The sequence below is a fragment of the Hymenobacter norwichensis DSM 15439 genome (genome assembly GCF_000420705.1).
GTDB classification, from domain to species: Bacteria; Bacteroidota; Bacteroidia; order Cytophagales; family Hymenobacteraceae; genus Hymenobacter; species Hymenobacter norwichensis.
Genome location: NZ_ATVL01000006.1, coordinates 765,577 through 778,523 on the forward strand (window position 1 = coordinate 765,577; position 12,947 = coordinate 778,523).

Consider the following 12,947-nt stretch of genomic DNA (forward strand, 5'->3'; position numbering starts at 1 on the left):
GCTTACGAAAACAAGTAGTCTAGTATTAGCCGTGCTCATCGTGTTCCGGCAAACCCAGTTGCGCGTTGATGAGCGGTGACTTGGGGGCCAGAAAAAAGCCCGTCAGGCTAGCAAACATGATGGGTACAAGGCTGTGGAAACCAGTGAGCGAAGCCAACAGAATAGTGGTGCTGATAGGAGTACGCGTAACGCAGGCGTTGATGGCGGCCATGCAGCTAACCATAATCAAGGGCAGATTCTGGTCCGGGAACAACTTGCTAATCAACAGCCCCACCACAGCGCCCACGAAGAAAAGAGGAATGATGAAGCCGCCGCGCCACCCAGAAGTTACCGTGAAGGCAATGGACAGAATCTTGGCTGCCAGCAGCGCCACGAGGAACTGCACAGAAAGAGGCGTCCGCAGAATCTCGTTGAGCTGGTCGTGCCCAAAGTAGCGTGACAACGGCACGAAGTAGGCAATGACCCCTAGGAAGAAGCCACCCAATGCTAGCTGCCAGAAAATGGGGAGCCGTAGCTTGCGGAAAAAGCGGCGGCACTGCCGAACAGTGAAGATGAACCCCCAGCCAGCGGCCGTACCCGCTAGGGCATACAGGATGGCGAAAAAGAAGTCGTTGATGCTAGTAGGAGTGTAGAGCGGAAACTCCCAGGTGGGGCCCAGGCCGGTATGGGTGATAAGCACGAAAATGACATAGCTGGAGCAGCTAGCCACGAAAGCCGGAATCAGGGCCTGGTAGTACTCCACTACATGCCGGTGGTGCAGAATCTCCAGCGCAAACAAGCTGCCGCCCAGCGGGGCCCCAAACAAGGCCGTGAAGGCGGCGGCCATGCCCGCAATAGTCAACGACCGTAAATCTTCGCCGCGCAGCCGGAATTTCTGAGCTAGCCACGTTCCCGTGGAGCCAACCACTTGCACCAACGGGGCCTCGGGCCCGGCACTGCCGCCACTCGCTATGCACAGCAACGACGACAGAATCATGGAGGGGTTGTTGCGCGGGTCGAGTTGCCCGCCTTTGAAGCGAATGTTGTTGACAATTAGGTCCATCTCGCCAGGGTCGCCGAGCTTATGGATGATGAAGCCCGCGAGCAGCCCCGCGCCCGTCATCAGCGGAATAACGAGCAGGCCGTTTACAGCCGACAGCCAGTGCAACAGGTACTCCAGAACAATCCAATAGCTGCCTGCCAATACTCCGCCAATTACGCCAATAGCCGCCCACAAAAAGAACAACCGGCTGAATACGAAAGGGTTGAACTGGAGCGAATCGTTGACGCGGGTACGCAGCGTTAACGCTCTTCGGCGGGCACTAAATCTCATGGTACAAGGGTAAAAAAGGAAGCCGTTCAGTTCTTCTAGCCTAGGCTAAAAAGGACTGAACGGGCATCCGTGAAAAGCAGAGTGATGAGCAGCTTATTCTTCCTTAAATCAGCTGGCAGGCATCGATTTCCATCTCGCGCATTTTGCGGATGAATTCCTTGGGCTCGATGCGGTAGCGGCGGGAGTAGGTATCCACGGCCAAGTGCTCGTGGGGCTCGGCGAACTTGATTTCCAGCTTCTTGGAACCAGCGGCACTTTCCACTGCTTCCATGAACCGATCCATGAAGGGCTCAGTAATAGTGCGTAAATCCAACTGCACGCGCACGCCATTCGAGAGCTTCTCGGCCACGTTGAACAGCGGCTCCATAGTCATGATCTTGAACTCGAACTGGTCGGAGTCGCGGAAGCGCTGGGCGTATTTACCGCGGATGAACATGGGCGGCACCTGCTCCTTGTCGTAGTTGCGCGGGTTGATGATGCTGGAAAACTTGGTGTAGTCGTCGCGGAACAGGGCTAGGTTCAAACTTGATTCGTAGTCTTCCACGTTGAAACTCACGAACGGATGACCGGTTTTGGTGGTCTTGAACAGTACGTTGGAAATCAAGCCGGCCACCGTAATGTCGCGGTTCTTGTAGTTCTCAATCTTGTCGAGACCGCAGGTGCAATACGAGTCAATTTCCAGCTTGAAGTCGTCGAGCGGGTGGCCGGATAGGTAGAAGCCCACCACTTCCTTTTCGCGGCGTAGCTTCTCGGTGGGGCTCCAAGGCTCCATGTCCTGGATTTTGGGCATTGGAATGGCCATTTCGCCTCCGCCGCCCCCGAACAGGCTCTGCTGGGCCGATTCTTTGGCGGCCTGGTGCTGCTGGCCCACTTTCATGGCCTTCTCAATCAGGTTCTGGTCGTTGCCGGGGGCCTCAATAAACTGGCGGCGGTGGTAACGCTCAAACGAATCGAAGGCACCGGCCTGGGCCATGCTCTCAAACGTTTTCTTGTTCACGGCCCGCAGGTTCACGCGGCGCGAGAAGTCGAAAATATCCGAATAGGACCCTCCTTTGGTGCGCTCCTGTACAATTTCTTCCACAGCGGCTTCACCCGCACCTTTCACGGCGGCCATTCCGAAACGAATCTGGCCCTGCTTGTTCACGTTGAACTTCAGGATGGATTCGTTGACGTCGGGCCCGAGTACGGCTACACCTTGCTTGCGGGCTTCCTCGATAAAGAACGTCACCTTCTTGATGTCGCCCATGTTGTTGGTGAGCACTGCGGCCATGTACTCGGCAGGGTAGTGGGCCTTGAGGTAGCCGGTCTGGTAGGCTACCACCGAGTAGGCGGCGGAGTGGGAGCGGTTGAAGCCGTAGGCCGCAAACTTCTCCATTACGTCGAACACCTCGTTGGCTTTCTTGGCCTTGATGCCGTGCAGCTTCTCGGCGCCGGCCGTGAACTTCTCGCGCTCCAAGGCCATCTTCTTCATGTCCTTCTTACCCATGGCGCGGCGCAGCAAGTCGGCGCCGCCCAGCGAGTAACCGGCCAGAATCTGGGCCGTCTGCATGATCTGCTCCTGGTACACCATGATGCCCTGCGAGTAGTTCAGGATGGGTTCCAGCAGCTCGTGCGGGTAGTCTACCGGCTCGCGGCCGTGCTTGCGGTTGATGAAGTTCGGGATGAACTGCATCGGGCCCGGCCGGTACAAGGCGTTCATGGCAATCAGGTCCTCGATGTTGGTGGGCTTGAGGTCCTTGAGGTACATGCGCATGCCCTCGGATTCAAACTGGAACGTGCCAATCGTGTCGCCGCGCTGGTACAGCTCGTACGTCTTCTGGTCGTCAATCGGGATTTCGTCGATGTCAATTTTGACGCCGTGGTTCTGCTCAATCAGGTTGATGGCATCGACGATGATGGTCAGGGTTTTTAGCCCCAGGAAGTCCATTTTGAGCATCCCGGCACTCTCAATCACCTTGCCATCAAACTGCGTAACGAGCAGGTCCGAGTCCTTGGAGGTGGAAACGGGAATGTACTTGGTGATGTCGTCGGGGGCAATAATGACGCCCGCGGCGTGAATACCGGTGTTGCGCACCGAGCCTTCGAGCTGGGTGGCGAGGCGCAGAATCTGGCCGCGCAGGTTGTCGGGCGCTTCGTCGCGCCGAATCATATCCAGCTCTTGGTTTTCAGCAAATGCTTTGGCCAGCGTGGTACCCACCTGGTCGGGCACCATCTTCACCAGGTCGTTGGCAACGGGTAGCGGCAAATCCATGGCCCGCGCTACGTCCTTGATGCTGGACTTGGCGGCCATGGTACCGAAGGTGATAATCTGGGCTACCTGGGTTTTGCCGTATTTATCTACTACGTAGTCAATGACTTTCTGGCGGTTCACGTCGTCGAAGTCAATATCAATATCGGGCATGGAAACCCGCTCCGGGTTCAAGAAACGCTCGAACAGCAGCGAGTACTTAATTGGGTCGATGTTGGTGATGCCGATACAGTAGGCCACCGCCGAACCCGCTGCCGAACCCCGACCCGGCCCTACCGCCACGCCAATGTTGCGGCCGTGGTTGATAAAGTCCTGCGTGATGAGGAAGTAGCCCGCAAAGCCCATCGTCTCAATCACACGCAACTCGTAGTCCAACCGCTCCTCGATTTCGGGCGTGCGGTCAGAGTAGCGGCATTTCGGCCCCTCGAAAGCACCTTTATAAGTGAGGAACCGCAGGAAGGCGTCGGCGGTGGGGTGCTCGGCGGGCAGCGGAAAGTTGGGGAGCAGAATGTCGCGCTGGAGCTTGGGCGGCGTGATTTTATCAACGATTTCGTTGGTGTTGTCCACGCTTTCCGGCACGTCGGCGAACAGCGCGTTCATCTCCTCCTGGGTTTTGAAGTAGAACTGGTCGTTGGCAAATCCGAAACGGGCCCGGGGCCGGGGTGCCTGCGCTTCCTCATCAATGCGCTGCAACTGGCGGCGGATGGTGGCATCCTGCGCCGACAGGTGGCGCAGGTTGTCGAGGTGGTCGTAGTGCACCTTGTTATCCTGCGAAATCAGCCGGAAATATTGCGTCTGGAAGTCGCCAACTGGGATGCTGTGCTCTTCGCCGGTATTCACGCACAGCAGGATATCGTGCGGCGCGAAGTCGGTCTGGTCTACGTAGTGCGAGTCGTTGGTGCAGATGACCTTCACGTTGTACTTCTTGGCGAGGCCCAGCAGCACTTGGTTCACGTCTTCCTGGCTTTTGCCGGTGCCGTCGAAGTTCATCAGCCCGTGCCGCTGAATTTCGATGTAATAATCGTCCTCGAACACATCAAGCCACCATTTCAACAACTCCTCGGCTTTGGCCTCACTCTCAAACAGAATAGCCTGCGGAATCTCGGCGCCAATGCAGCACGAGGTAGCAATCAGACCTTCGTGATATTGAAGCAGAATCTCCTTATCAATGCGGGGAAACTTGGAGTACACACCCTCAATGAAGCTCATGGAGCAGAGCTTAGCGAGGTTGTGGTAGCCGGCTTGGTCCTTGGCTAGCAGCAGTTGATGGTAACGCTTGTCCCGCTCGCCTTTCTCACGGCTAAAAGCTTTTTTGTGGCGGTCAGCCACCATGTAGAACTCGCAGCCCACAATCGGCTTCACGTTGTACTTATTGGCTTCGGCCACGAAGTTGAACGCCCCGAACATGTTGCCGTGGTCGGTGAGAGCAACGGCAGGCATGCCATCGGCCTGGGCCTTTTTCATGAGGGCGCCAATGCTGGCCTGGCCATCAAGAAGGGAGTATTGGGTGTGGGAGTGCAGGTGTGAGAAGACGGGCATGGGCAATGCGCTCCGTACCATTAGGGCGCGAAGCGTACAGTAAAGTTACCCATGAAATGGTGGCTAGGAAAGATTGCGCCGCAAGGGATTTTACACTATCACCAAACGAAATGAGAGGTTACGGCAGCTATATAGGTTTGCCGGAGTTAGGAGCAATGCAACGGCTAGCTTCCTGCTGAAAAGCAGGAATAGATGCTCTCTTTTGCTGTATAGGAGAATATATATAATTCGGGCGCTTTGTTGAACGCCGGAACCTCAGTAACCAGAAACCAGTTAGCTTGCATAGTCATTCCTACGTATAAAACCATACGTATAAGCCGTATCACTTGCGGCTAGCCGGCCATCTTAATGGCATTCGGCAACTAATCTGACCTTATTGGTAAACAGGGGTGTGCGGCTTGCTTGATTATGGCCGAGTTCTTTTGGTTGCTACTGAGATACTATTCAGTTCTGCATCACCAGCACCTTTCTCCGCGGTGGCCAAATTCAACGGTCAGCATCTCCCCTATGAAGTATCTAGCACCTCTCACCGATCCGGTTTATAACCAGACGGCTCCCGCATCTTTTGTTGATCAGCGTCTGCTTCAATTCATCCAGGACAAGCGGGATTTGCCTTTTGTATATCTGATTCTGGAAATCACGCTTACGTTGTTGCCGATGGTAGTAATGATGTTCTGGCCCGGCCTCGACAACGGCCTGTGGTGGGCCACGCTGGGCGTGTATATGTTTCTGACGACGTTCTATTTCAAAGGTCCGTTTGGCTTGATGTTGCACTGCACCAGCCACCGCATTCTGTTCAAGAAGCAGTACGCCACCCTCAACCACTATATTCCTTGGGTGATTGGGCCGCTGTTTGGGCAAACCCCAGAAACCTACTTTGCACACCACATGGGCATGCACCACCCCGAAAACAACTTGGAGGAGGACGAAAGCTCGACCATGGATTATCAGCGCGACTCCATTGCCAGCTTTGGGCGCTACTTGGGCGGGTTCTTTCTGGTTGGCATTCCCCGTGTGGTATATTATTTCAACCGCACCCGGAAAACCAAGTTTCGGCACCGGCTGCTGCGCGGCGAGGCAGTGTATCTAGTGGTATGTGTAGGACTGGCTTTCGTAAATCTGTCGGCTACGCTGGCGGTGCTGGTGCTGCCGGTGGTAGTGGCGCGGGTAGTGATGATGCTGGGCAACTGGAGTCAGCATTCATTTATTGATGCTACCGACCCCGGCAACTGCTACACCAACAGCGTGACCTGCATCAACACCAAGTACAACCACAAGTGCTGGAACGACGGTTATCACATCAGTCACCACCTCAAGCCAGCCCTGCACTGGAGCGAGCACCCAGCGCACTTCTTAAAGAATGTGGATCAGTATGCGCAAAACGATGCCATCGTATTCGACGGCATTCACTTTCTGCACATTTTCGCCTACCTCATGACTCGCCGCTACGACTTGTTGGCCCGGCACTTTGTGAATCTGGGCAACCGTTACGCTTCCGATGCCGAAATCATCACCATGCTCAAGGCGCGTACCCAGCGTATTGTGCCGGCTGCTTCTCTGGCTGTGGCTGCGTAGGTGCAGTACAACCGTTCCAAACGAAAGCGGGCAGCCATTATGGCTGCCCGCTTTCGTTTGGGTTAGGCGCAACGTGTTATGGCTGCTTCACCGGTTTAATCACCAAGACTTCGCCGGGCCGCACGCTGAAATCAGGCTTGTTGTTCCACTCCATAATCTGCTTGATGGTGACGCCATACTTCTTGGAAATAGCGTACATCGACTCGCCGGCGCCTACAGTGTAGCTGATAGAGGCCAACTGGGGCGCTGGCGTAGCAGGAGTAGTTGCTGCCGGAGCGGCTGCCTTGGGTGCTACCTTGGGCGCTGGTGCTACGGTAGTAGGCTTGGGTGTGCTAACCGGGGCAACTACCGGAGTACCAGCCGGTGCAGTGAGACGCAAGGTCTGCCCAATGCGTAAAGATGGGTTCTCTGGTAGATTATTCCATGCAATAAGGTCGGCGGGGCGCAGGCCGTAGAGGCGGGCCACTGAGTATAGGCCTTCCTTGGCTTGCACAATGTGCAGCCCATTAGCCGGTAAGGTTTCGGCCCGACTAACCGGAACGGCATACGGAGCGGGCATGGGCTTCGTAACTGCCGGAGCGGGAGTAGCTGGTGCCGAGGCAGTAGGTTTGGCTGCCACAGGAGTTGCTGGTTTTGGCGCGGCCGGTGTGGTAGCTACTGGTTTAGGAGTAGACTTAACTGGCGCAGCAGGGGAGGGGGTAGGTGCTACCTCTGGCGTCAGTGGCTCGTCGGCTACCGGGGCTGAGTCCACAGAGTCTTTCTTAATGGGACGGGGAGTGTAAACGGTACGCGGCGCAGCTGGCTTGGGGGCGGGGTCCGGGGCAGGCGGTAGGTCGTTCAGGTTTTCGGTGGTAGCATCCGTGGCGCTGTCGGGCTGGGTGACTAGGCCTTGCGTGGCAGCCAGCGTATCAGGTGTTTCCACGGCATCTTCTAGCACGCGGGTGGCATCGGCGGTTTGGCCGCGGTACGGCTCCACCTCATTGGGACGGGCCTTTTTAGGAGCCGGCGCCACGGGAGCTGTTTGCGGCCTAGTGGCCTGGGCGCTAACCGGCCGCTCGAAGGCAGCCAGGGCGTTGGTGTCGTTGCTATTGGCGTACTCGATGGCTACGTCGCGGGGGCGAGTGTGCTGGAGCCACAGTACGCGGCCCGCCCGCAATTCCTCGTTGCGAGGCATGCGGTTCTTGCTCCAGATGGCGCGGGCCCGGATACCGTACTTCTGCGACACCGTGGCTACACTCTCGCCGGGCTGCGCCACATGGTATTCGGCGGCGGCTTTGTCACGCTTCTTCTGCACGAAGTAGGGCTGCCCTACCACAATGTTGTCGAAGGCAAACAGGTCGTTGTACTGCATGAACTTGCGCATCTTCAGGCCGGCCCGCTTGGCTAGGCTTTCCTTGGTGTCGCCGGGCAGGGCTACCAGCGCCCGAATGCCGTTCACACGCACGTAATCGGCATTCTGTGGGTCAACTTGAGGCTTATTGAGGAGCTGGCCCGCGGTGGCGTTCTTTTGTTGCGCCGCCATAGCCGTGAGCTGAATGCCATCCACTACTGGTACGATAATCGTGTAGATTTTATCGGACGGGATGGTGGGCGTGAGGAGCCAGCGGTTGTGGCGGGCCATTTCGGCGCCATCGGTTTGCAGGGTTTGCGCAACACTCACTAGCGTAAAGCCGGCCGGAGCCGGAAACTCCTGGAAGGTGAGCGGTGGCTTGGGGTTGTGGCCCACGGCGGGCTCATACGCCACTTTGTGCGCCAGCATGGTGAGTACGTACTGGTGGGTCCGCTCGGAAATCTCCATTTCCGTAGCGTCGAAGTCGGTGGGCAGGGTGTAGGACTTCACGCCGCCCGCGCCTAGGTTGTAGCTCAGCAAAGCATCCACCCAGTTGTGCAAGGTGTTGTTGTTGCGCTTCAAATACTTAGCGGCGGCATGGGTGGCTGCTACGATGTGCTTACGCTCATCCACGGCATCATTGATGAGCAAGCCGTAGTCCTGCGCGGTTTCGCGCTTGAACTGCCAATAGCCCACGGCATCATGAATGCTTTGGGCCTCGCCCTGCAAGCCGCTTTCCTGCACAGCCAGGTAGCGGAAATCCAGCGGCACGGCTTCTTCCTGCAACACCCTATCAATGATAGGGAAGTAAGCATCGGCCAGGTTGACGCGCGCTTGAAACGAGTTCGGGTGGCTGCGCAGAGCGTCTACTTTCTGCTGCACGGCGCGGCGCCCACCATCAGTCAAGCGCAGGTGCAAGCCCGCAAAATCAAGCTCAGACGGGACCGGAACGCTCTGGGCGTTGGTCAGCAAGGGCCAGAAGCAGAGGAGCGTGAAAAGGAATTGTTTCATGGACAGGGAAGAGCGGAACCCTGGCTGCGGTATGGTTGCCCACCAGGCTCCAATGCTACAAAGTAGGCGAAAAATGGGGGAAGTGGCATTATTTCAATGTAAAAGGCCTTTTCCATAAACCACAAGCGCCCGGCCTGGGGAGGTCGGGCGCTTGCCAAAACGAATTACATACCCCCGCCGGGCGGGCCAAAACCACCGCCTCCACCGGGCCGGTCGAAGCCGCCGCCTTCGGGCCGGAAGCCGCCGTTGCGCCGTTGCCGCTGCTCGGTCGGGGCGTCTTCGGGCGGGGTGCCGTTGCGGTTGTTACCGTTGTAGCTCCGGATGTTGTACGTGAACATCAGCATCAGGTAGCGTTGCAGAATGTTGGTTTGCACGTCTTCGGTGTACGCCGCTGTGGTGTTCACTTGAATGTTGTTGTTGCGACCCAGCAAATCGAAAGCATAGAGCTTGATTTCAGCCTGTTGCCGAGCCATAAACTTCTTGCCCAACGACGCATTCCAGAGCAGCGTGGTTTGGTTGTAGCCCGCCGACAACCCGCTATAGTACTGGTGGTTGATGTTGGATTGCAGCGTAATACCCTTGGCCACAATCCAGGAAAGACGCAACGAGGTATTCTGCCGGAAATACTGGCGGTTGAGCTGCCGCTGCAACGTGTTGCGGATGTAGTTCTGGTTGGAGTTCGACGAAATAGTGAAGTCCAGCTCGGGGCTGATGTTACTGCTCAACACCACGCCCAGGCCCCCGGAAGGCGTGCGGCTGTAGTTCAGCTGTTCGAACACCAAGCCTGGCGTTTGGGAGTAGCTGATGTTGCCGTTCAGGTTCAGGTTGGACTTCATGAAGGCCAGCGGCAGGCTGTAATTGGCAAACGAGCGGACCGAATACTGCTGATCCAAGTTCACGGGCCGCGTCAGTTGGCCGCCCACCGGAATAACCACGCCGCCCACTTCAATCGGCTCGTTGGTGGCGTAGATGGTGCTGTTGGTGATGTACTTATCGGTGAGCGAGCCACTCAGCGCCACAAAGAACGAGGTGGATTTTTCGGGCACCGCCGACGAGAACCGAACGTTCAGGCTGTGCTGGTTGGCCTGGCGCAGGTTGGGGTTGCCGGTGGTGAGCTGCAACGGGTTGGAGTTGTTCACCACTTCCTGCAACTGGCCAATACTGGGCGATTGGGTGTTCATGCGATAGTTGATGCGCAGATTCTGCTGCCGCGAGAAGTTGTAACGCAGCATAGCGTTAGGCAGCACGTTCAAAAACGAGCGTTCTGTTAGGGCAGCCCGCGGAAACTCCTGGTCGCTACGCAATTGCGCGTGCTGCACCGAGGCACCTACCATCCATTGTAGTTCCTTGTTCTGGTAGCGGTAAGTTAGGCCGCCTGAGTTGGTAAGGTAGCGGCTCTCAAACACACTGCTGAGCGTATCGTTGAGAATAGTATAGGCCTCTTCGCCGGGCGCGTAGTCGAAGGTGCGCTTATCGGACTGGTTGGGCGTGTACGATACTCGATATTCGGCTTGCAGCTGGCTGAACTGGCTGATAGGCTCGGTGTAGTTGAGGCTGCCGTTCCAGGCCCAGCCTGTTTGGTCGAGTCGGGAAAACTGGTTGAGCGTGTTGGTGCTAGTCACCGAGTCACGGGTGGAAACCGTGCTGGAAAGTAGGTTGTTGTCACCGTCGCGGGTGTTGTAGTTGGTGTTCAGCCCCAGCGAGAACGTGCGCCCGCGCTTGGCAAAGCGGCGGCGGTATAGCAATTGGTTGGAGGCGTTGATGCCGGTATTGGCTGAGCGGTAACTGCTGTTGTTGCCGCCCTGCGTAAAATCTGGCTCACCCTCGCTCACCTGATACGTGCGGCCATCAAGCAGGCTGTTGCTGGTGTTGCGCTGCACCGAAAGCCGCGGCTGCCAGATAATGGAGTTCACCGAATCGAAGCGGTGTTCCAGGCGCACGTTAAAGCGGTTATTGATGTTGCGGCTGGTAGCTAGCGAGTTTTCACTGTAGCGTTGGTCAATGGGCCGGTCGTTGGGGGATACGTAGCGCCGCAGCAGGCTGGTGCGGGCCGTGTTGTCGCTCAGGTTAAAAAAGTAGCTGCTCGTAACGTCGGTGTTCTTGCCCCAGGAGTTGGAGTAGTTCAGCCCCAGCGCGTGGGTAGTGGAAATACCCCCCGATTGCCCCACCGAGAAGTCGCCGGCATTGCCGCCGCCGCCACCTCGCCCGCCACGGCCCCCGCCGCCACTCACACCCAGCAGGTCTTCGCTGCCGAAGTTCTGCTCGTTGATGTTGTTGCTTTGGGCTACCAACGATATGCGCTCCTTACCCTTAAACGAGTTGATGTTGCCGCTGATGCGGTACCGGTCGTCTTTAGGGCCGTAGCCAGCCAGCACCCGCCCAAATTTGCCGGTCCGGAACTGCGGCTTGGTCACGATGTTGATGGTTTTCTGCTGGTTGCCGTCGTCGAAACCCGTGAACTGAGCTTGGTCGGAAGCCCGGTCATACACTTGAATCTTGTCGATAATTTCGGCCGGAATGTTCTTGAGCACCGCGTCGGGGTCGTCGCCGAAAAACTCTTTGCCATCTACTAACACCCGCCGTACTTGCTCGCCCTGGGCCTGCACTTTGCCGGTGGTGGGGTCTACGGTTACGCCTGGCATTTTGGTAATCAGGTCCTGGGCGTTGGCGTCGGGGTTGGTTTTATAGGAACCCGCATTAAACTGCGAGGTGTCACCTTTCTGAATGGCCGCGGCGGCTTTGCCCACCACTTCCACCCCTTTCAGCGTCACGCCGCCGGTGCTCAGCGGCAACGTGCCCAAGGCCAGCGGCTGGCCGGTGAGCGTCAGCTGGCGCTTTACCGTCTGGTAGCCCAGAAACGAAATCGTCAGCTCGTATCGCCCGGTTTTCAGCCCCGACACGGTGAAATTTCCTTCCGTGTCTGCCGCCGCGCCGTTCTTGGTGGAGTCGGCGGCCAGGCTACGCACCAGCACATTGGCCCCAATTAGCGGCGACTGGTTGGCCCCGTCTAGAATACGTCCGCTAATGGAGCTGGTCTGCTGCGCCCGCGCAACTCCGATACTCGTGATAAGCAGCAAAAAAAATAGTAAAAATCGTTGATGCATCAGTAAGAAATAGAGGTTCGCTAAGGCATAGACGCAAACGCACCCCGAACGTTTAATTCGTTGGGGGCAGATTGCACTACTTTTTAAGTTTCAGGAGTTGAGCCATTGACGCGCACCAATGAGTTGGGGCTGCGGCTCCGGTCAGACGAAGGCACTATTTTATTGGGTTATGGGGCTACTCAGCCCAGCTTGCGCACCAGCAGCAGTCCGTCACGCAAGGGCAAAAACACATTTTCTACCCGTGGATCGGCTTGCACCTTGTCGTTGAAGGCTCGAACGGCGCGGGTGTCTTTGTCGGAAGGTTTTAGAGGGTGAGAAGGTAGAGCTTTACCTCCCCAAAGTACATTGTCGATGAGCACGAACCCTCCTGCTCTTACCTGCGGCAGCACCAGTTCGTAATACGTGTCGTTGTTGATTTTATCGGCATCAATGAACACCAAATCCCATATTTCGCCTAGTGTGGGCACTATTGTATCCGCCGCTCCGATGTGTAGATGCAGTTTTTCTTTCAGCCCGGCCGCTGCTATGTAACGCCGAATTCGGGTTTCCAGCTCGGGGTTAAACTCAACAGTATGCAATTCTCCTTCCTGTATCAAACCCTCTGCTAGGCACAGTGCCGCGTAGCCCGTAAACGTGCCCAGCTCTAGTACCCGCCGGGGTCGTACCATGTGGCTGATCATGCTTAGCAGCCGCCCCTGCGCGTGCCCCGACAGCATGCGGGCGTATAGCATCTGCACGTGCGTTTCGCGGTTGAGCTGCGCCAACAGAGGCGGCTCGGGGCTGGTATGCTGGTCGGCGTAGCGTTGAATTTCGTCGTCGGACATCAGG

General features: G+C 57.0%; 6 protein-coding genes. 1 reads left to right on the forward strand and 5 read right to left on the reverse strand.

Translation table 11 applies throughout. The features are described 5' to 3' along the window. Positions 1-25: 25 nt before the first annotated feature. Together G536_RS0104425 and dnaE are read right to left on the reverse strand one after the other, a co-directional pair. The gene (locus G536_RS0104425; protein WP_022822375.1) at positions 26-1,312 is read right to left on the reverse strand and encodes a chloride channel protein; all 1,287 of its coding nucleotides are present in this window, start codon (positions 1,310-1,312) and stop codon (positions 26-28) included. A gap of 103 nt (positions 1,313-1,415) precedes the next feature. Beyond that, positions 1,416-5,099 carry a DNA polymerase III subunit alpha gene (gene dnaE, locus G536_RS0104430; protein WP_026879825.1) on the reverse strand — a complete coding sequence of 1,228 codons (3,684 nt, stop codon included), beginning with the start codon at positions 5,097-5,099 and terminating at the stop codon, positions 1,416-1,418. A 507-nt stretch (positions 5,100-5,606) separates the two neighbouring features. Here dnaE and G536_RS0104435 point away from each other — a divergent pair. Then, the gene (locus G536_RS0104435) at positions 5,607-6,674 is read left to right on the forward strand and encodes a fatty acid desaturase (RefSeq protein ID WP_022822377.1); all 1,068 of its coding nucleotides are present in this window, start codon (positions 5,607-5,609) and stop codon (positions 6,672-6,674) included. 76 nt (positions 6,675-6,750) lie between these two features. On the opposite strand, the gene G536_RS0104440 is transcribed toward G536_RS0104435, so the two are convergent. From G536_RS0104440 to G536_RS0104450, 3 genes are all read right to left on the reverse strand, one after another. Beyond that, the gene (locus tag G536_RS0104440) at positions 6,751-9,015 is read right to left on the reverse strand and encodes a LysM peptidoglycan-binding domain-containing protein (protein ID WP_022822378.1); all 2,265 of its coding nucleotides are present in this window, start codon (positions 9,013-9,015) and stop codon (positions 6,751-6,753) included. A 164-nt stretch (positions 9,016-9,179) separates the two neighbouring features. Beyond that, entirely contained in the window at positions 9,180-12,092 is a 2,913-nt protein-coding gene (locus G536_RS26230; RefSeq protein WP_051166837.1) for an outer membrane beta-barrel protein, read from the reverse strand. A 206-nt stretch (positions 12,093-12,298) separates the two neighbouring features. Then, a complete protein-coding gene (locus tag G536_RS0104450) occupies positions 12,299-12,943 on the reverse strand; it encodes an O-methyltransferase (RefSeq protein ID WP_022822380.1) in 645 nt (214 codons plus the stop codon). Positions 12,944-12,947 lie beyond the last annotated feature (4 nt).

Coding starts and splice junctions, on each gene's coding strand:
- G536_RS0104425 (WP_022822375.1), bottom strand. CDS start 1,312: ATGAGATTTAGTGCCCGCCGAAGAGCGTTAACGCTGCGTACCCGCGTC.
- dnaE (WP_026879825.1), bottom strand. CDS start 5,099: ATGCCCGTCTTCTCACACCTGCACTCCCACACCCAATACTCCCTTCTT.
- G536_RS0104435 (WP_022822377.1), top strand. CDS start 5,607: ATGAAGTATCTAGCACCTCTCACCGATCCGGTTTATAACCAGACGGCT.
- G536_RS0104440 (WP_022822378.1), bottom strand. CDS start 9,015: ATGAAACAATTCCTTTTCACGCTCCTCTGCTTCTGGCCCTTGCTGACC.
- G536_RS0104450 (WP_022822380.1), bottom strand. CDS start 12,943: ATGTCCGACGACGAAATTCAACGCTACGCCGACCAGCATACCAGCCCC.